Source organism: Bacteroidia bacterium, assembly GCA_027493955.1.
Classification (GTDB): Bacteria; Bacteroidota; Ignavibacteria; order SZUA-365; family SZUA-365; genus JAOSJT01.
In genome coordinates this window covers 2,398,940-2,423,031 of the sequence record JAOSJT010000001.1, presented here as the reverse complement: position 1 = coordinate 2,423,031, position 24,092 = coordinate 2,398,940, and the positions used below count along the sequence as shown (strand labels likewise).

The window sequence follows — 24,092 nt, the reverse complement described above, 5'->3', positions numbered from 1 at the left end:
GATGAAAACGCGAGAATCAACGTTATACTGCGCAATATTGGCTATGTTCCCAGGTGACGCACTTTTTTTTTGCGGGGGGATTGAAGTATTGTCCGTACGCAGTACCCTATCCCGGCAAATCCATGCAGCGAAATAAAAAAACGGCGGCCCCAAACGAGGCCGCCGTCGTGGAAAAAGGAAATCACAGATTATTTCGAAATGAGCAGCTTCTTCGAAATGCTCTGGCTGCCGGTCTCGAGGCGATAGAGGTATACCCCGGGTGCGACGCGGGCGCCGTTGTCGCTCAAACCATTCCAGCTCACCATATGTGAACCGGCGGGCTGCACACCCTGTGCAACGGTGGCGATCTTCTGTCCGAGCGCGTTGTACACGGCCAGCTGCATGAATCCCTCGGCGGGAAGCGTATAGCTGAAGCTTGTGGCTTCGACAATGGGATTCGGGGAGTTCTGGTCGAGCTGCAGCGCGAAGCCCGCAATGGCTTCGGGCGCATCCTTCGGCGAACCACCGACGATGCGGAGAATATCGTAACCCACGAACGGCGTGCCGTCGTAGAAGTTACCGGTAATCTCGACAGGGACGCAGTCATTGAACGCGACCTGACCCAATGTTGCGGCTACATCCTGCGATTTGAAATGCACGACGAGGTCGTTCATGAGATCCGGGCCACCGTAGTTGCAATCCATGCATCCCATTTGGAACATACCGTAGGGCATGGACACATCCGAGACGCTCGTGCCACCGGTGCGGGAGACGCCGTTCAATTTCACAGTTGCCGGATCAATGTTTGTGACGTCAAAACCCGCGGAGCCGAGGATCGCGACCGGAAGATTACCCTTGTTTCCAGGATTGAACGAATTCGGGCAGGAACCGGGTTTGACGTCCACATGGGCGTTGACACGCGTCTTGACGGAAATGATGTGCACACCCCAGGTGAGGCAGTCGGCACCGCTCCCGGCGAGAACTTCCGGATTCGCATTGGTCGCGACGCCATTCGGGAAGAAGGAACTGACGTCCAGCGTGTGCGTGTCCCACAATCCGTCGGATGCGGATACCGGTACAATACCGTCAGCGCCGTCGAATGCGTCCGCGGTCTTGATGCCCGTGGTCGGTCCGCTTGTGGCCGTCGCGTTGAAGCCCGTACCGTCACCCGCGAATATTGCCTGTCCGTCAGCGACAACGAAGGTGTTCTGTGCGAGCTGATCGGCGGGATTACCCGCAGTCCAGCCCGTGAACGCACCCGCGAAAAGGCCATAGCTCTGAAGGGCGAAGGTGACCGAGCCGGTATGAATGGAAATGGTATTGTAGTCCCACATCGGGTGGTTGAACACGAGCACCAGCGTCGCGCCTTCCATGAGCGGATACACGACATTCCCCTGTGGGGGAGCATTATTGGTTAATCCGCTGGGGAAATTGCTGAGACTGTTCATACCGCTCACGGCAACACCCGTGACGTCGGCGCCATAGAAGTTGATTGCATCACCGCCCCAACAGGGGGAACCGCTCGAACCGAGCAGAGCGCCGGTGACCGTGGTGCTGTTCAGATCACCGTTTGCGGAGGGAGGGGTCCCTTGCCAGATAACAGCCCAGAATAAGTACGCCTTACGTAACGTGGCGCCTGCGGGGATGGAGAGGTTGATTGTTCCGGAACCGACGTTGCGCATGCCGACGCCGCCGGCCACATAGTCCCCCCGGATCTCCGCCGGTCCGACAAAGGTAGAGAAGGCGGTCGTGGGAGGGAGCAACGCGTTCGTGGACGGACCGTTGGCACTCGTACCGCCATTCTGCGCGAGTACCGTAGTGGCACTACCGAGCAGAGCACAAACAGCGAACAGCTGTATCGAAGAAAGAAAACGTTTCATGAGAACTCCTCAGATTGATGAAGGGGATACGGCTCGGGTCATTGTCGTACGCAATGCGGACACTGACGAAGATTTTCCAAACGGAACCTCCTCGTCGCTGCCTGGTAGATTCCATCTGACAAACCATCATGCGCGCGTATCCACAAGAATTTCTCAACGAAGACTGTGTACGACAGTGATTGTGTGTACAGCAGAATCGTTCGCGTGTGGACGTCTTTCCCGAGCAAAAAATGCCCGGACAGCAGTCGCGCGTGTTCGCATAGGTGCGGGAATACTATGGAAGTTCGACGCCGGCAACATACGGACAGAAAAAGTAAAAGTCAAGTATGTTGATAAAAAATATCCGAATCGCGTCACAGGCTCCCCGAAGCCCCGGCGCCGAACGCGGCATGAGCGACGATGCGGAAGCATGGAGGTCCTTCCCCGTGTCGTCTGTGTTTACGGGACCTCCCGCGCGTTGTGACTCCTTCCGGAAGCGCGTTGGCCCCGGAGCGAGAGCGTACCGCCGCGGGGAAGGGGAGCGGCGTGCACCGGAATATCGGCACGCCGGTTACGACGAACCGCCGTATGCTCGGGCAAAAACAGTCCACCGCAAAACGGCTTGACAGCGGTGAGGCAATACTGTATGTTTCAGGAACCTGCCGGGCATGATTATTCCGGCACACGATGCATTGATTGATGGTTTTCTTTCATTTATTTCGGGGTTCGTGATGTCCATTATCGAGTTCACCAAGATTGCCGTGTTTTATGACGGGAATTTCTTTTCGCACGTAAGCAATTACTATCAGTTTCATCACCGCAGGCATTCGCGCATCAGTATCAGCGGGTTGCACGATTTCATCCGTCAGGAGATAGCCAGAACCGACGGGACCGACGCTCGCTATTGTCAGATCGTGGATGCGCATTATTTTCGAGGCAGACTCAGAACCGTCGACGCCGATCAGCGCGATGTGCTGGTGAAGGAGCGGACCTTTGATGATGTGCTGCTTCGCGAAGGTGTGACGACGCACTACCTTCCGCTCTCCCCGACTGGTGAGAAAGGCATCGATGTCTGGATGGCGCTCGAAGCATACGAACTCGCGCTGTTGAAACGCTATGAGGTATGCGTGCTGGTAGCGAGCGATGGGGATTTTCTGCCGCTGGTGAGGAAATTGAATTCCGTCGGAACCCGTGTCATGGTGCTTGGCTGGGATTTCCGTTACACCTCACGCGAAGGGCAGGAGCGTGAAACGAAAACAGCCCAAATCCTTCTCCGCGAAGCCACCTATCCGGTGATGATGTCCGAGCGTATCGAACAGGGAAGCATGATTGGTGATCCCGCAATCCAGGCGCTCTTCATTCCCGTCAACGAAGCCCGACGCCAGAATGCGGCGGCCCGTCTGCAGCATAAACTCCGCTTCGATGTGGATGCGTCGCACGTGCCCGGCCAGGACGGGGCTGCTGCTGCGGCGGTGACAGAGGTCTCTGGTCTTGCTGCGGATCGCCCCGGTGGAGACACCGATGGGTTGACCGAGTCAGATACTGCGTCCGGAGCGGCGGATCCGCGCAGCGAACCCGGGAACGACAGGACGGAGAATCCGGAGCATGCGACGGACTCCATCTTCGAGGTGTATCCCCTCGCGGACCCGTCTTCGACGCATTCCCCATTGACGGACTTTGGTGAAGAGGAGTATGCACCGCGTGTCACAGGGAGAATACATTACCTGCGTGACGGATTCGGATTTATCACACCCGATTCCGGTGAGGAAAATATTTACTTCTTCCATGCGGATGTGCGTAATGCGGCCTTCCCTGATCTCACAGTAAACGATCAGGTGGAGTACACACCGGGAGAGAATTTCCGTGGTCCGGCCGCACTGGATATTGTCGTCTTGAAATAAATATTCAATCCGGCGCGGTGCACAGCCGGCGGTACCGGAGTACTGTGTAGATCCGGAAAACGCGATGCTGCTCACTTCAAGGGTACTTCTTTCAAAGTGGCAGCGAGAGCTTCAACGACGCGGGTAGAGTGATCCGCCGCCGTTTCAGCAGCATGCATCACCGATACGGCGACCATATCTCCGTCACTGAGCGGAATAAGGTAGGTCTCCATCTGGCCGCGTCGTGGTATGGTGATGTTCTGCACGTCTCCGACGATGTTGTTGCCCAGAAATGTACGCTCGATGTTCTCGTCCGCCCTGCTGGTTGTGCCGAGAAATGTCCCTTTCACGAAGTCCAGAATTGCATCCTGGTCATTATCCAGACTGTTCTGAAGATCGGCAGGAACGGCGATCAACGTAATTTCGACCTTCGCCTGCCCGGGTTCGCTGTCGGCGGGATAGACAAAGGCAACCGCTCCAATCCCGAGCTCGATGGGACCACGGCATTGGAGGGGGAGATCGAAGGCGATCTTCCACCATGAATAGGAATGTGTTTCCTCCATGCCGCCGCAGCCGGCCCACTGTATCGCGGCCAGAAGTATGACCAGTGTCACCTGTGCACGTGTCCGTCGCATTGCTGCCTCCTTGCGTTTGAATCGTCTGGTGCGAAAATCTATTGGAAAACCCCAAGGTATAATCCATGCCGTTCAAGAGGAAAAGGAGTTTACGGAAACCGGCGGAACCACTCCGCGTACCATACTGCGCTGTACTCTCCAGGATGCCCATCCTGTTCCTGCTCTCCTGCGGTACGTCGCCAGGGCGATGCATTGAAAAGTATAATGCAGGTGTGTAATATCAGAATAATACGATGTGGTGGAGTATCTCCATTCGGGTACGGTCCGTCTCTGTCTGTGAATCGTTGGATGTAATGTACGTGTGTGCTTCCGTATTGTCAATCGCGCCGATGCCTTGTGTCTAAGTCCCTGTGTCCAATTCATATGTGCCGAATCCGGGTCCGGCGGAGATACCGTGACAGACTGGGGAGGATACAACGCCGCATTCAGATGTATGGTCTTCGACACAGGTGAGCTTCCAAATAGTCGGAAATGTATCCGTTGTTTGCTGTCGGACGCGGACTAAGTGTTATAGTGAGGGAGAAAAACGTGACAACGCACAAATCGTCTTAAAAAAAAAATTGATTGATCCCAAGCTGGCCCGGTATTCAACAAGAAAAAAATATGCAACCCGGTGAAGGGGGAACTTTCATCGAAAATAAGGAGGATTATCCATGTGTAACGGAGTAATGTGATCCGGGCTTGTGATTGTCTCCAACTCTGGTTTACCAGAAAAATGAATTTCCACCTGTCGTCGAACACCAAAATACATGGATATTGGGAACCAAAGCGTCTCTTATAGGGAATTGTTGCTGTATGCGATAAGATGATGTGTTTCCTGGACTGTGATCTCGTATTCAAAAATCTCGCGGTGATGATGAAATCGTCCGATATTCGGACGCGTATACTTGACATGGGCTATGAATGCTTCGTATGTTACACCGTCAAAAATTATCTCTGGCTCAGTTTTCCTGCCAACTGAGGGGATTTCACCCCGAAAATCGCACGAGCTTTCGTGCTGTGTGAAGATTCCTGTTTCGGACGAGGCTCGATCTGCAAGGCCCTATTCATCGATACGCACAAGAATGCGAACATCAATTTTCAAGCGCATCAACCCCTGTCGAAACGTTGGGGGTAACAATAAAAATCCATAATGACGAATCTCATTCATTTTATCACAATTCATGAGGAGGCATCATGAACTGTACCAGAGGAGTGCTCCTGGCACTCCTGTTACTTCTGCTTGCTCCGTCCCTCCATGCGCAGACCGGTTGGTCTGTTGACCGCTACGAGGGTTTCAGGGCGAATATTACCAGCGGGACGAATGTCACGACCGGCTGGACGACAGGCAACTTGGGCAATGCCTGGGATGAAGGCGAGTGGGTTCCCTACCGCCTGACCTTGCAGAACGTGAATCTGAACAACACCAGCTTTTCAGATATCGTGATCTGCTATGATTTTTCGAAAGGCAATCCCTCCGCACGCTTCGTGGATCTTGTGCGCGGTATTCAGGTGGGTTCCTCGCCCACCGGAGACGGATGGCCGCAGTCGAACGGCAGCGCATACCCATTGACCACGGTCGCGCAACTTCAGACTGCCCAGAATAATCAGACCGAATACACCTGGACGGGCTACACGCTCATGAATCTGCCGAATTCGCAGGTCCATCGTTCCACCGGCGCCGGTTACCCGGTCGGTGGAGTCACCGATGCCGAGCGATGTTTCATCATCACGAGACAGGATCTCCTGAACCGTGGTTTTTCCGGCACCTACACGAACCTCTACATTTATTTCAATCTTCATCTTTCCCAGACCTTCATCTGGACTCTCTCCCTGCAGTCACAGCTCAATAATCCGCCTACAAATAATTGGGGTGGATATTTGTACGCTGCGCCGCCGTTCAGTACGGACAGCAGGCAGGGATCCGGCTATGTACCGGGATCATCGGGGCACACCTATCTGACGCAGGGGAACAGAACGGTTTCCATCCCCATTCCTCCGGCACCGCTCGGAGAGATTTCGGGAATCAAATGGTACGATGCCAACAACAACGGTGTGCGTGACAACAACGAACCCGTGCTCGAAGGTTGGCCCATTTACATCTCCACCATTGTCGGTGGTTTCCCGGTATCCTACACCGAACTCACGGATAATGCCGGTGCGTATAGCCTGACCGGGCTTCCGCAGGCAATCTATACAGTGAGCGAGAAATATCAGGGACCGACCTCAGGCCCGAATTACCCGACTGCCGCCTTTACCCAGACTCCTCCGTCTACGTGGGATCAGTCCTACCCTCAGATCAATACGACCGTAGGTGTTGCAACGGGTATTGCAACCTCCGCACCGGGGCTCGCTCTCGGGTATGGTCCGGAATCCTGGTCTGTGGACCTCAGCGGAACAGTCTCCGTGCAAGGGAATGTGAACTTCGGTAACTTCGTCCCACCGCCGGAATGCGCCGTGACGCCGGCCTCGGAGACAGCCTGCCTTGGCGAACAAGTCACCTTCACCGCTGCGAGAATCGCGCAAGGTACACCACCGTACACGGTGAGTTGGACCGGACCGAATAACTTCAGCGCGAGTACCTTCGCAATTACCATCACCGCCGGACCTAACACCGTTGGTACTTATACTGCGGTGCTCACAGATGCGAACGGTCTTCAATCTCAGGGTTGCAGCGCGACCTTGTCGCTGTATCCGCAACCGGCGTGCGCCATAACGGGCGGGCCCACGGCAGTCTGTGCGTTTTCGCCCGGACACACCTATTTCGCACCGGCGAATAATACGCCACCAGTAAACATCGTCGGCTACAGCTGGCAGGTCACGGGGAACGGTACCATCGTCGGACCGACGAACGGCCAACAACTGACAGTGGACGCAACCGCTGACGGCAGCTATACTGTGATCCTTACCACCGAAAGTGTTGATGGATGCTTCAGTACCTGTTCAACCACGGTGACCGTCAATCCGCTTCCGTCCTGCATCATCACCAACACCGATCCGGTTTGTCCGGGTGCGACGACCGTGCATGCGGGTCCTGCAAACATGAGCGGCTACCAATGGACCATCAGCGGTAACGGAACGATCAACGGATCGACGACTTCGCCGACGGTATCTGTGACAGCGGGCAATGCGAATAACGTCAGCTACACGCTGATGCTGACCGTGACCGATGCCAACAATTGTTCGGCCATGTGTCAGGCTACCGTGCAGGTCCAGGATGTGACGCCGCCTACCATGGGCTGTGCCGACGATCAGACAATCAGCTGTCCTGCTCCGACGACCCTCCCGTTCACACCTCCCACGGTGACGGACAATTGTGATCCGAACCCCGTGGTGATTATCGTCGGTGATGTGACCACGCCGGGATCATGTCCGCAGAACTACAGCGTTACCCGCACCTGGCGGGCGACCGACCTGTGGGGGAATACCGCCGTGTGTTCGCAGACGATCTTCGTCGTCGACACTCAGGCGCCGGTCATCAATAACACACCACCTACGCCACTGACCGTGGAATGCAATGCCGTTCCGACGGCGCCGACACTGACCGCAACGGACAATTGCGATCCGAATCCGGTCGTGACATACGGTGAAACGCGCACCAACGGTCCGTGTCTCGATACATATACACTCACCCGCACATGGACCGCGACGGATGCCTGCGGCAATACGAGCGTCTTTGTGCAGACCATCAATGTGCAGGACACGACCCCGCCGGTGATGAGCGGTCTTCCCCAGACGCCGATCACAGTGCAGTGCGACGCAGTACCCGCTCCGGCAACCCCGACGGCGACCGACAACTGCGATACGCAGGTGGATATCGTGTATGGCGAAGTGCGTACCAACGGTCCGTGCCTCGACACCTACACGCTGACCCGCACGTGGACCGCCACGGACAACTGCGGTAACACGCAGCAGTTCGTGCAGACGATCAATGTGCAGGATACCACCCCGCCGGTCATGAGTGGTCTGCCCCAGACCCCGCTTACCGTCGAGTGCAGCGCGGTTCCGGCTCCGGCTACTCCCACGGCATCGGACAACTGTGACAACAATGTCGACATTGTATACGGTGAAGTACGCACCAACGGTCCGTGCCTCGACACGTACACGTTGACCCGCACGTGGACGGCCACGGACAACTGCGGTAACACGCAACAGTTCGTGCAAACGATCAACGTGCAGGATACCACGCCGCCGATTCTTGCCGGGACGCCGCCATCCCCGATCACGGTGGAATGCAGCGCGGTTCCGAATCCCGCAAACGTCACGGCGACAGACAATTGCGATCAGTCTGTGGATATCGTGTATGGCGAAGTGCGTACCAACGGTCCGTGCCTCGACACATACACGCTGACCCGCACGTGGACGGCCACGGACAACTGCGGCAACACTGCCCGCTTTGTCCAGACCATCAATGTGCAGGATACCACTCCGCCGGTGATGAGCGGTCTGCCACAGACCCCGATCACGGTCGAGTGCAGCGCGGTTCCGAATCCCCCCGTCGTCACCGCGACGGATAACTGTGACGCCAACGTGGATATCGTGTATGGCGAAGTGCGCACCAATGGCCCGTGTCTCGATACCTACACACTGACCCGCACATGGACGGCGACGGACAACTGCGGCAACACGCAGCGTTTCGTGCAGACCATCAACGTGCAGGATACCACACCGCCGGTGATGAGCGGTCTGCCCCAGACCCCGATCACCGTGCAGTGCGATGCGGTACCCAATCCGCCGACAGTGACTGCCACAGACAATTGTGACACGCAGGTGGACATTGTGTATGGCGAAGTGCGCACCAACGGTCCGTGCCTCGACACATACACCTTGACCCGCACGTGGACGGCAACGGACAACTGCGGTAACACGCAGCGATTCATACAGACCATCAACGTCGTTGATACTACTCCGCCGGTGATGAGTGGTCTGCCGCCGACACCGGTCACGGTGCAGTGTAGTGCTGTCCCGAATCCACCGGTCGTTACCGCCACCGACAACTGCGACACACAAGTTGATATAGTGTATGGTGAAGTGCGCACCAATGGCCCGTGTGTAGACTCCTACACGCTGACCCGCACATGGACTGCGACGGACAACTGCGGCAATACGCAGCGGTTTGTGCAGACCATCAATGTCGTTGATACCACGCCGCCGGTGATGAGCGGTCTGCCGCCGACACCGATCACGGTGCAGTGCGACAATGTTCCGAATCCGCCGGTTGTGACTGCCACGGATAACTGCGACACGCAGGTGGATATCGTGTATGGCGAAGTGCGCACCAACGGTCCGTGCCTCGATACCTACACACTCACCCGGACGTGGACAGCCACGGACAACTGCGGTAACACGCAGCGCTTCGTGCAGACCATCAACGTGCAGGATACGACGCCGCCGGTTATGAGCGGTCTGCCGCAAACACCGATCACGGTGCAGTGCGACGCAGTACCCGCTCCGGCAACCCCGACGGCGACCGACAACTGCGACACGCAAGTGGATATTGTGTATGGCGAAGTGCGTACCAACGGTCCGTGCCTCGACACCTACACGCTGACCCGCACGTGGACGGCCACGGACAACTGCGGTAACACGCAACAGTTCGTGCAAACCATCAACGTGCAGGATACCACGCCGCCGGTGATGAGTGGTCTCCCGCAGACCCCGATTACCGTCGAGTGTAGCGCGGTTCCGGCTCCGGCCACGCCCACAGCGACAGACAACTGCGACACGCAGGTGGATATCGTGTATGGCGAAGTGCGCACCAACGGTCCGTGCCTCGACACCTACACACTGACCCGCACGTGGACCGCCACGGATAATTGCGGCAATACGCAGCAATTCGTGCAGACCATCAACGTGCAGGATACAACCCCGCCGATTTTCGCCGGCACACCGCAGACTCCGATCACGGTGGAATGCAGCGCGGTCCCGAGTCCCGCAAACGTCACCGCAACAGACAACTGCGATCAGTCTGTTGATATTACCTACACGGAAGTACGCACCAACGGTCCGTGCCTCGACACCTACACGCTGACCCGCACCTGGATTGCTACGGACAACTGCGGCAACACTGCGCGCTTTGTCCAGACCATCAATGTGCAGGATACCACTCCTCCGGTGATGAGCGGTCTGCCCCAGACCCCGATTACGGTCGAGTGCAGTGCGGTACCGAATCCCCCCGTCGTCACCGCGACGGATAACTGTGATACCAACGTGGACATTGTGTATGGCGAAGTGCGCACCAACGGTCCGTGCCTCGATACCTACACACTGACCCGCACATGGACAGCGACGGACAACTGCGGTAACACGCAGCAGTTCGTGCAGACCATCAACGTGCAGGATACCACACCGCCGGTGATGAGCGGTCTGCCCCAGACCCCGATCACCGTGCAGTGCGATGCGGTACCCAATCCGCCGACAGTAACTGCCACGGACAACTGTGACACGCAGGTGGACATTGTGTATGGTGAAGTGCGTACCAACGGTCCGTGCCTCGACACCTACACCTTGACCCGCACATGGACGGCAACGGACAACTGCGGTAACACGCAGCGTTTCGTGCAGACGATCAACGTGCAGGATACGACCCCGCCGGTGATGAGTGGTCTGCCGCCGACGCCGATCACGGTGCAGTGTGATGCTGTCCCGAATCCGCCGGTCGTTACTGCGACCGACAACTGTGACACGCAGGTGGACATCGTGTATGGCGAAGTGCGCACCAACGGGCCGTGCCTCGACACATACACTTTGACCCGCACATGGACTGCGACGGACAACTGCGGTAACACACAGCGTTTCGTGCAGACGATCAACGTGCAGGATACGACGCCGCCGGTGATGAGCGGTCTGCCGCCGACACCGATCACGGTGCAGTGCGACAATGTTCCGAATCCGCCGGTTGTGACTGCCACGGATAACTGCGACACGCAGGTGGATATCGTGTATGGCGAAGTGCGCACCAACGGTCCGTGCCTCGACACGTACACCCTTACCCGCACTTGGACTGCAACGGACAACTGCGGCAACACGCAGCGTTTCGTGCAGACCATCAACGTACAAGACACGACTCCGCCGGTTATGAGCGGTCTGCCGCAAACACCGATCACGGTGCAGTGCGACGCAGTACCCGCTCCGGCAACTCCGACGGCGACCGACAACTGCGACACGCAGGTGGATATCGTGTATGGCGAAGTTCGTACCAACGGTCCGTGCCTCGACACCTACACGCTAACCCGCACGTGGACCGCCACGGACAACTGCGGTAACACGCAGCGTTTCGTGCAAACGATCAACGTGCAGGATACCACGCCGCCGGTGATGAGTGGTCTCCCTCAGACCCCGATCACTGTCGAGTGCAGCGCGGTTCCGAATCCCCCGGTCATCACTGCGACGGATAACTGTGACGCCAACGTTGACATTGTATATGGCGAAGTGCGCACCAATGGTCCGTGCCTCGACACGTACACGTTGACCCGCACGTGGACGGCTACGGATAACTGCGGCAACACGCAGCGTTTCGTCCAAACGATCAACGTGCAGGATACCACGCCGCCGGTCATGAGCGGCTTACCACAAACCCCGATCACGGTGCAGTGCGATGCGGTACCCAATCCGCCGACCGTGACCGCCACGGATAACTGCGACGCCAGTGTGAACATTGTTTACGGCGAAGTGCGTACCAATGGTCCGTGCCTCGACACGTACACGCTGACCCGCACCTGGACGGCGACGGACAACTGCGGCAACACGCAGCAGTTTGTGCAGACGATCAACGTGCAGGATACGACACCGCCGGTGATGAGTGGTCTGCCGCAGACACCGCTTACGGTGCAATGCGACGCGGTTCCGACTCCTCCCGTCGTCACCGCAACGGACAATTGCGACGCCAGCGTGGACATCGTCTATGGCGAGGTTCGTACCAATGGTCCCTGCCTCGACACCTACACGCTGACCCGTACGTGGACGGCGACGGACAATTGCGGTAACACGCAGCAGTTCGTCCAGACCATCAACGTGCAGGATACGACTCCGCCGGTGATGAGCGGTCTTCCGCAGACGCCGATCACGGTTGAGTGTGATGTGGTGCCAACACCTGCCAATCCGACCGCGACGGACAATTGCGATACGAACGTGGACATTGTGTACAACGAATCCCGTACGAATGGCAACTGCGCCTCGAACTACACCCTGACTCGTACATGGACGGCTACGGACAATTGCGGCAACACGCAGCAGTTTGTCCAGACCATCAATGTGCAGGATACCACACCACCGGCCCTCACTTCCGCTTCGGATGAGACCGTCGAGTGCGACGGCCAGGGTAATCAGGCGGCACTCACCGCGTGGCTCGCCAACAATGGCGGTGCAACTGCGACAGACAACTGCGGCAGCGTAAGCTGGTCGCATGACTTCACGGCGTTGTCCGACCTTTGTGGTGCCACGGGCGCCGCAACGGTGACGTTCACGGCAACCGACGAGTGCGGTAACACCGCTTCGACTTCCGCGACCTTCACCATCGAGGACACGACCCCGCCGACCTGGGATATCATTCCCGCTGACGCAACGATCCCCTGTGATCAGCAGGTGGTATTTACCACCCCGACCGCCACGGACAATTGCGGCACGGTGACGGTAAATCAGGTCGGACAGGATGTCATCGTACCCGGAAATTGTCCGCAGGAGTATTCCGTGTCCCGCACATGGGCCGCGGAGGACGAGTGTGGTAATACGACGGGCACTGTCACCCAGACCATCACTGTCGCTGATGACGTCCCGCCCGTGCTCACCGCCGCTCCTGACAAGGACGTGTTGTGTGCATCGATTTGGGATTTCGATGATCCGACCGTGACGGATAATTGCGACACCAACCCGACTGTGACCATCGTGTCCACCACAACCGTGGTGCTGCCGAGTGGCGAAAAGGAGCACACCCGTACATGGGTTGCGACAGATGCCTGCGGCAACACTTCGCTCGAGGTGAGCCAAGTTGTTACCGAAGGCCGCTGCCAGTACTTCACTCTTACCCAGGGTGCATACGGCAACGCCAACGGTAGCTGGTGTGGTATCGGCCATCCGCGGCGTCTGGCGCTGATTCAGCAACTTCTCTCCAGTGGTCCCATCGTGTTGGGTCAGCCGGGGCGGTCACTGACTATCACCGTCAACGACGCACAGTGTGTCATCAACAAACTGCCGGGCGGCGGTCCTGCCGCAACCCTGCCGGTTGGCGATGCGACGTTCACCAACAACTGCTCCACGACAATACCGTATCCGCTTCAGGGCCAGCGTTTCCGCAATGGACTGCTTGCCCAGGCCATTACCTTCGCACTCAATCTGCGACTCGATCCGGGTTTGGCGGCATTCAACCTGCCGGCTCCTTCGACGCCGTACATGAGGACGGAGGATCCGAACTACGTCAACGGCATCTGCGGTGACGGCGACGATCTCGGTCTTGGTACGTACGTGGTGAATTATATTCCGCCTTCGGTGCTCACCCATCTGGGCTCCAACGGCACGAACAAGACGCTGGCTGATCTGCTGGCTCTCGCCAACACGGCGCTGGGTGGTGGAAGCACCGGTACTGTTTCGCTTGCGGATATTTCGGCCGCGCTCGACGCCTATAACCAGGGCTTCGACGAAGGTCGCTTCTTCGCCGGCTATCATGCTGTGCCGCCTCCCAAGAGCGCGAGCGCCGAAGTCATGCCTTCGGACTTCCAGCTCTTCCAGAATCATCCGAATCCCTTCAATCCCTCGACAACCATCGAGTATTCCGTGCCGGTCAACAGCGAAGTGCATCTGACGGTGTACAATGCGCTCGGTAACCTGGTGGCGGTGCTCGTGGATGGCGAGGTACGCGAAGGACGTCATTCGGTGGTGTGGAACTCCCGCGCCGCCGGTGCCGATCTCCCATCGGGTATCTACACCTACAGGTTGATCGCGACCGGTTCGGACGGACGCAAGTTCTCCGCCGTAAAGACCATGATGCTCGTCAAGTAAGCATCGACCATCCTGACTCCGAGACGGCCGCTCCATGGAGCGGCCGTCTCGCGTTTGGTGATGGATTAACGTCTGAAATCCTCTGCGCGTGCCACCATGACGCAACGTCATACAGGGTGCTACCCGCATCATAGCGACCGAAGAGCATGGTGGATGAGCCGGAATTTGTCCCACAGCTGCTGTGCATCGAAGAATTCCGATGCGTCTTAAAAAAAAAACGAACTTCTGTCGAAGTTGAGACAATAATACCCAGTCAGAGAGAACGATTTTTAAACTCCTGACTGTAACCCATCAAATTCAGGAAATGATTCATGCCGAACTGGGGAGAGAGATGGATGAAACGGTCGCTCGCACCGGAGTGCGCCCTGTTGATGCAATTGCGGCTGTCTGGGTGTTCAGAGACGGGGAAGTGTACAAGGGAATGTTCCCCCAAGTAGCAGGCAAATGATTCCTGCTGCTTGTCCGTAAACACAGCAATAAAGGAAAGTGGCTGGAATTAGAGGGATGCCCGCGCATAGATCGGCTACGGCTGTCCCTGCCGGCACTTGACTTTGAATGAGAAGTTGTGTTATGTTCGGGCGTCAAACAACAATACACCGCTCCGCGTCTTTCTTCACTGCTTCGTCGGTGGAATGACACGTCCGCCGGAAGAAGGACCGCCGCTGGCGCTGATTGAGTTCATCATGATTGCGAGTCCCGCGTGAAACGACAACGCCGTGCTTCACATGCCCGGTATCCGGGGAGTGCGCCGCGTTCGATATCATATATACAGCTACTAATGTCTATGACTCACGATTCATGAGGAGGCATCATGAAATCCGTTACCGGAGTGCTCGTCGCACTCCTCACGCTCTTCATCGCACCTGGCCTTACGGCGCAGACGGGCTGGTCCGTCGCTAAATACGAGGGCTTCAGAGCGAATATCACGGGTGGGACCAATGTCACCACAACCTGGACTACCGGCAATCTCGGCAACGCCTGGGACGAAGGTGAATGGGTCCCCTATTGCCTGACCATCAATGTGAGCAATCTCGGAGCGACTGGATTTACGCCGATTCGGATTGCCTATGATTTTACCAAGGGCAATCCCGCAGCGCGTTTCGTTGATCTGGTTCGTGGTGTACAGGTCGGCTTTACCGGTTGCAGTTATTTCCCTCTGACGACGAATAGCGGCTGGGGATGGCCGAGCCCGAGTGGCACACCATGTCCTGTCGCTACCGTGCTTGAACTCAATAACGCCCAGAAGTGCCCGGACGCGAATGTTTGGGGTAGTGGTTCGACAGCATGGAAACTTCTCAGTTTGCCTGAAACTCAGATGAACCGCGATCTGACGACGACTCCCCTCGCGTACGGGAGTGTCGGGACGGTCACGGAGGCGGAGCGCTGCTTCACGATAACGCAGGCAGACCTGACTGCGGCGGGTGTTCCGTCCAACTATTCGGGGCCACTCCAGATTTACCTGGTTCTTCATCTTTCCCAGACGTTTATCTGGACACTCTCGCTGCAAAGTCAGCTTGACACCCCCCCGACGGACGCCTGGGGTGGCTATCTTTACAGTCTGACAGGATTTTCTACCGACAGCAGGCAGGGATCCGGCTACGTCCCGGGCGCATCGGGGCATACGACGGTTCTCGGTGTCGGCAGCCGTACCGTATCCATCCCTATCCCTCCCGCACCCGCAGGGGAGCTTTCAGGATTGAAGTATTACGACGCCAATGCGAACGGCGTGCGTGACGGGAGTGAGCCGGTGCTGGAGGGCTGGCCGATCTATATCTCGACTATCGTCGGAGGAAATCCGGTATCGTACACCCGGATAACTGACAGCCAGGGCGCGTACAGTCTTACCGGCCTGCCTGGTGCTGTTTACACTGTAAGCGAACTGCATCAGGGACCGAAACCCACGGCATCTCCTCCACCGAATTACCCCTACGCGGCCTTTGCTCAAAGTCCGCCGTCCACATGGGATGAGTCGTATCCGCCTATACCGACAAGCATCAACGGCGGAGCGGCAATCGCTGTGGCAACATCCGCAGCCGGTATCGCGCTGGGATACGCCCCCGAATCATGGGCGGTGGACCTTGTCACGACAAATGTACAGGGGAATATCAACTTCGGTAATTTCGTACCACCGCCGCAGTGCGAGGTCACTCCATCAGCAGTTACGGCGTGCCTGGGCGATCAGGTAACTTTTACCGCAGCCCGTATCGCCGATGGAACACCACCCTACACGGTGAGCTGGTCGGGACCGAATAATTTTTCCGCCAGTACCTTCGCGATCACCATTACCGCCGGACCGACTACCACCGGCACTTATACCGCGGTACTGACGGACGCCAATGGACTGTCCATTGCCACAGGCTGCAGTGCGACCTTGTCGCTGTACCCGCAGCCCGCATGTGACATTACTGGTGGTCCTCTGTCTGTTTGTGCCTTCTCTTCCGGCCATACCTATTATGCCCCGGCAAATAATACGCCGCCGGTGAATATTGTTGGCTACAGTTGGCAGGTAACCGGTAACGGGACCATTGTGGGCCCGACGAATGGCCAGCAGCTTACGGTAAATGCCAGCGGTGATGGCAGCTATACTGTGATACTCACGACGGAAAGTACAGATGGTTGCTTCAGCACCTGTTCGACAACGGTAACAGTCAACCCGCTCCCGTCATGCATCATCACAAACACCGATCCGGTCTGTCCGGGTGCGACAACCGTGCATGCGGGACCCGCGAACATGACGAGCTATGTCTGGACGATCAGCGCCGGAACAGGGACTATCAACGGCTCCAACACCGGTCCCACTGTATCGGTAACCGCCAGCAACACCAACAACAGCAGCTACACCCTGATGTTGACCGTGACCGATGCCAACAACTGCTCGGCCATGTGTCAGGCCACCGTGCAGGTCAAGGATGACACGCCACCCACAATGGGTTGCGCCTCCGACCAGAATATCAACTGCCCGGCTCCGACGGTCCTTCCGTTTACCCCTCCCACGGTTACGGACAACTGCGATCCGAATCCGGTTGTGATCATCGTCGGCGATGTCACCACGCCGGGAAATTGCCCGCAGAACTACAGCGTGACGCGCACATGGCGTGCCACAGACCTATGGGGGAATTCCGCAGTGTGCTCGCAGACGATTTTTGTGGTGGACAACATCCCGCCGTCCATCACCGGTGTGGGCGGTCCGCTCACGATAGATTGTCCTGCAACACCGGTGTTTTCGACGCCGCAGGTCTCTGATCTTTGCGATCCCCAGCCCGTACTCACCCATACCGACAATGTGTCTCCTGGCAATTGTCCGGGTAATTATATGGTAACACGGACCTGGACGGCAAGGGATGCCTGCTTCAACTCCAGTACCGCGATGCAGACGATTACTGTGAGGGATATCACTCCGCCAGTGATCACTCTCCCGCCAACGACCCTGATACAACAGTGTTACGACGCGGGCGGTGTCGCATCCTGGGCTGCGACTGCCAGTGCGCTCGATGCTTGCGACGGCGCTGTCGCAGTGCTGCCGAGCTGGACGGCTCCCGTCGACAACTGCAACCGGACGGTGACGGTGACGTTTACCGCAACGGATCTGTGTGGCAACTCGAGTACAGCCACCAAGACTTTCCTGGTCAACGACAACACACCGCCGACGATCATCTGTCCGCAGGCCATCACCGTGCAGTGCGCTTCGCTGGTGCCGAATCCGGACATCACAACGGTGACCGCGACGGATAATTGCGGAACGGTGACCGTGACGCATGTCGGCGACGTGATCAGCAATCAGACCTGTCTGAATCGCTATACCATCACCCGCACGTACAAGGCGACGGATGGCTGTCAGAACACTGCGACTTGCTCGCAGACCATCACGGTCAATGACAACACACCGCCGACGATCACCTGTCCGCAGGCCGTCACCGTGCAGTGCGCCGCGCTGGTGCCGAATCCGGATATCAACTCCGTCACCGCATCGGATAACTGTGCCGGAACGGTTACCGTGACGCATGTCGGCGACGTGATCAGCAATCAGACCTGCCTGAACCGCTTCACCGTCACCCGCACGTACAAGGCGACGGATGTGTGCGGCAACAGCGCGACCTGTACGCAGATCATCACAGTCTATGACAACACACCGCCGACGATCACCTGTCCGCAGGCCGTCACCGTGCAGTGCGCCGCGCTGGTGCCGAATCCGGATATCACGACCGTCATCGCGACGGACAACTGTGCCGGAACGGTTACCGTGACGCATGTCGGCGACGTGATCAGCAATCAGACCTGCCTGAACCGCTTCACCGTCACCCGCACGTACAGGGCGACGGATGTGTGCGGCAACAGCGCGACCTGTACGCAGATCATCACGGTCAATGACAACACACCGCCGACGATCACCTGTCCGCAGGCCGTCACCGTGCAGTGCGCTTCGCAGGTGCCGAATCCGGATATCACGACCGTCACCGCGACGGATAACTGCGCCGGAACGGTGACAGTGACGCATGTCGGCGACGTGATCAGCAATCAGACCTGCCTGAACCGCTTCACCGTCACCCGCACGTACATGGCGACGGATGTGTGCGGCAACAGCGCGACCTGTGCGCAGATCATCACGGTCAATGACAACACACCGCCGACGATCACCTGTCCGCAGGCCGTCACCGTGCAGTGCGCTTCGCAGGTCCCGAATCCGGACATCACGACCGTCACCGCGTCGGACAACTGTGCCGGCACGGTTACCGTGACGCATGTCGGCGACGTGATCAGTAATCAGACCTGTCTGAATCGCTTCACCGTCACCCGCACGTACATGGCGACGGATGTATGCGGCAACAGCGCAACCTGTACGCAGATCATCACGGTCAATGACAACACACCGCCGACGATTACCTGTCCCCAGGCCGTCACCGTGCAGTGTGCTTCGCAGGTGCCGAATCCGGATATCAACTCAGTCACCGCATCGGATAACTGTGCCGGAACGGTGACCGTGACGCATGTCGGCGACGTGATCAGCAATCAGACCTGCCTGAACCGCTTCACCGTCACCCGCACGTATATGGCGACGGATGTGTGCGGCAACAGCGCGACCTGTACGCAGATCATCACAGTCTATGACAACACACCGCCGACGATCACCTGTCCGCAGGCCGTCACCGTGCAGTGCGCCGCGCAGGTGCCGAATCCGGATATCACGACCGTCATCGCGACGGACAACTGTGCCGGAACGGTTACCGTGACGCATGTCGGCGACGTGATCAGCAATCAGACCTGCCTGAACCGCTTCACCGTCACCCGCACGTATATGGCGACGGATGTGTGCGGCAACAGCGCGACCTGTACGCAGACCATCACGGTTAATGACAACACACCGCCGACGATCACCTGTCCGCAGGCCGTCACCGTGCAGTGTGCAGCGCAGGTCCCGAACCCGGATATCACGACCGTCATCGCGACGGACAACTGTGCCGGAACGGTTACCGTGACGCATGTCGGCGACGTGATCAGCAATCAGACCTGCCTGAACCGCTTCACCGTCACCCGCACGTACAGGGCGACGGATGTGTGCGGCAACAGCGCGACCTGTACGCAGATCATCACGGTCAATGACAACACACCGCCGACGATCACCTGTCCGCAGGCCGTCACCGTGCAGTGCGCTTCGCAGGTGCCGAATCCGGATATCACGACCGTCACCGCGACGGATAACTGCGCCGGAACGGTTACCGTGACGCATGTCGGCGACGTGATCAGCAATCAGACCTGCCTGAACCGCTTCACCGTCACTCGCACGTACATGGCGACGGATGTGTGCGGCAACAGCGCGACCTGTGCGCAGATCATCACGGTCAATGACAACACACCGCCGACGATCACCTGTCCGCAGGCCGTCACCGTGCAGTGCGCTTCGCAGGTCCCGAATCCGGACATCACGACCGTCACCGCGTCGGACAACTGTGCCGGCACGGTTACCGTGACGCATGTCGGCGACGTGATCAGTAATCAGACCTGTCTGAATCGCTTCACCGTCACCCGCACGTACATGGCGACGGATGTATGCGGCAACAGCGCGACCTGTACGCAGATCATCACGGTCAATGACAACACACCGCCGACGATCACCTGTCCGCAGGCCGTCACTGTGCAGTGTGCTTCGCAGGTGCCGAATCCGGACATCACGACAGTGACCGCGACGGACAATTGCGGCCCGGTTACCGTGACGCATGTCGGCGACGTGATCAGCAATCAGACCTGTCTGAACCGTTTCACCGTCACCCGCACGTACATGGCGACGGATGTGTGCGGCAACAGCGCGACCTGTACGCAGCTCATCACGGTCAATGACAACACACCGCCGACGATCACCTGTCCGCAGGCCGTCACCGTGCAGTGCGCTTCGCAGGTGCCGAATCCGGATATCAACTCCGTCACCGCATCGGATAACTGTGCCGGAACGGTTACCGTGACGCATGTCGGCGACGTGATCAGCAATCAGACCTGCCTGAACCGCTTCACCGTCACCCGCACGTACATGGCGACGGATGTGTGCGGCAACAGCGCGACCTGTGCGCAGATCATCACGGTCAATGACAACACACCGCCGACGATCACCTGTCCGCAGGCCGTCACTGTGCAGTGTGCTTCGCAGGTGCCGAATCCGGATATCACGACCGTCATCGCGACGGACAACTGTGCCGGAACGGTTACCGTGACGCATGTCGGCGACGTGATCAGCAATCAGACCTGCCTGAACCGCTTCACCGTCACCCGCACGTACATGGCGACGGATGTGTGCGGCAACAGCGCGACCTGTGCGCAGATCATCACGGTCAACGACAACACACCGCCGACGATCACCTGTCCGCAGGCCGTCACCGTGCAGTGCGCCTCGCAGGTGCCGAATCCGGATATCACGACCGTCATCGCGACGGACAACTGTGCGGGAACGGTTACCGTAACGCATGTCGGCGACGTGATCAGCAATCAGACCTGCCTGAACCGCTTCACCGTCACCCGCACGTACATGGCGACGGATGTGTGCGGCAACAGCGCGACCTGTGATCAGATCATAACGGTGTATGACGACACGCCACCGCAAATTACCGTACCCGCAACTGACCTGACCCTGCAGTGCTACGACGCAAGCGCTGTGGCGACGTGGATCGCAACAGCCAGTGCTCTCGATAATTGCGACGGCACTGTGGCGGTAGCTTCCGATTATGTGCCGCCGACGAGCAACTGCAATCAGACAGTGACGGTGACGTTTACATCGCTGGATATTTGCGGTAATCAGAGTCAGGCGACGAAGACGTTCACGGTCAACGACACGGAAGGTCCACAGTGGATCAACCAGCCGCCGGTGGACATCGTGGTTGACTGCGCTGATCCGATTGTTTTCTGGGATCCGCAGTTGAACACTGACTATGCGGACAATTGCGATCCGCTCCCCATTTTGCACATCAAGACCGACCATATGATACTGCCTCAGCCCGATGGGACGAAGTGGCATTATCGTTCATGGTGGATTGTGGATGCATGTCAGAACTGGTCCGATTCGGTTTCGCAGACGATTGTCGAACTGCGCTGCCAGTTCGCCACACTGACGCAAGGTGCGTACGGTAACGCCAACGGCACGTGGTGCGCTACCGGTCAGACCAGGATACCACTACTGAACAACGTCCTGCTTACCACGCCGCTCACAGTCGGTCTGCCGGGACACTCGTTCACCATCGATCCCGGAAAGGGGGCCTGCCTGGTGCAGTACATGCCGTCGGGAGGACCCGCTGCCGTGCTGCAGTCGAATAATTACTACTTCGGCAACAACTGCAACATTATTCCGGGCAACTTCTCGCAGCTCTTGAACGGCAAGTTCCGTAATATCCTTCTGGGTCAGACGATTACCTTCGCGCTGAACCTCAGGCTTGATCCGAACCTGCTGACGGGAGTCAAACTTCCTCCCGCGACGCTGCCGTACATGTATACCATTCAGGCCGACTATGTGAATGGCATTTGTCTCGACGGAGATGACGTCGAGATGCCGCTCGCAACACCCTTGGCCTTCTACATCCCGCCCAGTGTGATCACGGCGCTGCAGGCACTCTATCCGCTTGCGACGGATCTGTATCTGCCAGACCTGCTCGCCCTCGCGAACATGGCCCTGGCGGGACAGAACACCTACGGAGCCTCACTGGCCGATATCACCATGGCACTCGACGCGTATAATCGTGGCTTCGATGAGGCGCGTTTCTTCGCGGGCTACTGGCCGACATTGCCACCCAAGAGCAATGACGCGGAGGTCATGCCTTCGGACTTCCAACTCTTCCAGAATCACCCGAATCCCTTCAACCCATCTACGGTCATCGAGTACGCTGTGCCGGTCAACAGCGAGGTACATATCGCAGTGTACAACTCACTGGGTACGCCCGTTGCAGTGCTCGTCGATGGTGCGGTGCGCGAAGGACGCCATTCGGTCATGTGGAATTCCTCCACCTACGGGAAGGATTTGCCTTCGGGCGTCTACATGTATCGCATGACGGCGGTCGGTACTGACGGAAGGAAGTTCGCCTCCGTCAAGACCATGATGCTGGTGAAGTAATCCACTTCATCCTCACTTGCCAGCGGGTCCGCCATCCGGCGGACCCGTTTTTTGTCCGTAGAAATGGAGGGGCACGCGCGCCCCGGGAGTTCGGTGGCAGCATGTGCACAGAGGAAAGATCGGGCGAACCGGGAAGGAGCATCGCGAATGATCCGGGCCATGTATCAGGCCCCGGCCCGCTTCGGTGAGACCTCGCAAGCCAGCGTTCGAGCATGTAACAGATTCTGTCCTTCACAGGTGTATCCGGGGATGATTGCCAATGATTGCGTATTATTGTTTCTACCATTCTGTCTCTTCTGTTTTTTCTGCCAATTCTGCGGTATGATGGAATTTCCCAATAGACGACTCAATCGCGACGAACTCCTTCAGGTGATTCGTGACCACCATGTACTTCCAGGCATGTACCCGATGACGGTTATCGCGCGTGCAGGCAGCGCCTTCTACGCAACGCTGCATCTGTTGCTCGAAGAATTGCAGGGAGAGGGTAGCTTCCGCATTGAGGAGAGGGCCTCTTCGAAAAAGAATTTTTCTTCCTTCCGTGTCGAGATTTACGTGGAATCGGCCGAAACGGCATTGTATCGCCGTGAGCGCATCTCGGAACTCGACGGTGTGCTGATGCTCCTGTAGCCGTCCGTCATCGCGCCACCGATGTCAGACGCTGTAACCCGAAGCCATTGAATGTTCTTCTCCGAAAGCAGGAGAAGCTACGCTGGAAGCGACGCAGCCGCTGAAATCAGGCACACGTACGAATCAGCCCGGACGTCGCACGGCGTGACGTCCGCGTCTCCTGTATGTTTCGGCATTTATCGGAGTCCCATGTCGGTTGCCCCTCATGTGTCGCCTGCGTATTTTACCTTGTTTGTGGTGAATCAGCATCTTAGACATTATGAGTCCGCTCGCTACACCGGAAATCGAAACTGATGTGACCGACGGCACCGATACCGGCTTGCCCGCAAAAGTCATTCTGTTCAATGACAATCTGCATTCCTTCGACGAGGTGATCGATCAACTCATGAAAGCGATTTCCTGCTCACACGACAAGGCGGAGGCGCTCGCCTGGGAAGTGCACACTCGCGGAAAGGCCTGCGTGTACACCGGCGATATGAATGAATGCCTGCGTGTGAGCCATGTACTTGAGGAAATCGCCCTGCACACACAAATCGAGTATTGACATTCCACGCAC

7 protein-coding genes are annotated in these 24,092 nt (G+C 57.7%); 5 read left to right on the top strand and 2 right to left on the bottom strand.

Annotation, left to right across the window (positions count from 1 at the left end; translation table 11 throughout):
• Positions 1 to 188: 188 nt before the first annotated feature.
• On the bottom strand, positions 189 to 1,859 hold the full coding sequence (locus M5R41_09125; protein ID MCZ7556549.1) for a T9SS type A sorting domain-containing protein: 1,671 nt from the start codon (positions 1,857 to 1,859) through the stop codon (positions 189 to 191).
• A gap of 647 nt (positions 1,860 to 2,506) precedes the next feature.
• Between M5R41_09125 and M5R41_09120 the strand changes: the two genes are divergently transcribed.
• The gene (locus M5R41_09120) at positions 2,507 to 3,739 is read left to right on the top strand and encodes an NYN domain-containing protein (protein ID MCZ7556548.1); all 1,233 of its coding nucleotides are present in this window, start codon (positions 2,507 to 2,509) and stop codon (positions 3,737 to 3,739) included.
• 71 nt (positions 3,740 to 3,810) lie between these two features.
• On the opposite strand, the gene M5R41_09115 is transcribed toward M5R41_09120, so the two are convergent.
• Positions 3,811 to 4,353, bottom strand: coding sequence for a hypothetical protein (locus M5R41_09115; protein MCZ7556547.1), 543 nt, complete (start codon positions 4,351 to 4,353; stop codon positions 3,811 to 3,813).
• Positions 4,354 to 5,529: 1,176 nt separating this feature from the next.
• Between M5R41_09115 and M5R41_09110 the strand changes: the two genes are divergently transcribed.
• From M5R41_09110 to M5R41_09095, 4 genes are all read left to right on the top strand, one after another.
• Entirely contained in the window at positions 5,530 to 14,325 is an 8,796-nt protein-coding gene (locus tag M5R41_09110; GenBank protein ID MCZ7556546.1) for a hypothetical protein, read from the top strand.
• 811 nt (positions 14,326 to 15,136) lie between these two features.
• Positions 15,137 to 22,909 carry a hypothetical protein gene (locus M5R41_09105; GenBank protein ID MCZ7556545.1) on the top strand — a complete coding sequence of 2,591 codons (7,773 nt, stop codon included), beginning with the start codon at positions 15,137 to 15,139 and terminating at the stop codon, positions 22,907 to 22,909.
• A gap of 324 nt (positions 22,910 to 23,233) precedes the next feature.
• Positions 23,234 to 23,536, top strand: coding sequence for a DUF493 domain-containing protein (locus M5R41_09100; protein MCZ7556544.1), 303 nt, complete (start codon positions 23,234 to 23,236; stop codon positions 23,534 to 23,536).
• 259 nt (positions 23,537 to 23,795) lie between these two features.
• Positions 23,796 to 24,080 carry an ATP-dependent Clp protease adaptor ClpS gene (locus tag M5R41_09095; GenBank protein MCZ7556543.1) on the top strand — a complete coding sequence of 95 codons (285 nt, stop codon included), beginning with the start codon at positions 23,796 to 23,798 and terminating at the stop codon, positions 24,078 to 24,080.
• The last annotated feature ends 12 nt before the right edge of the window (positions 24,081 to 24,092 follow it).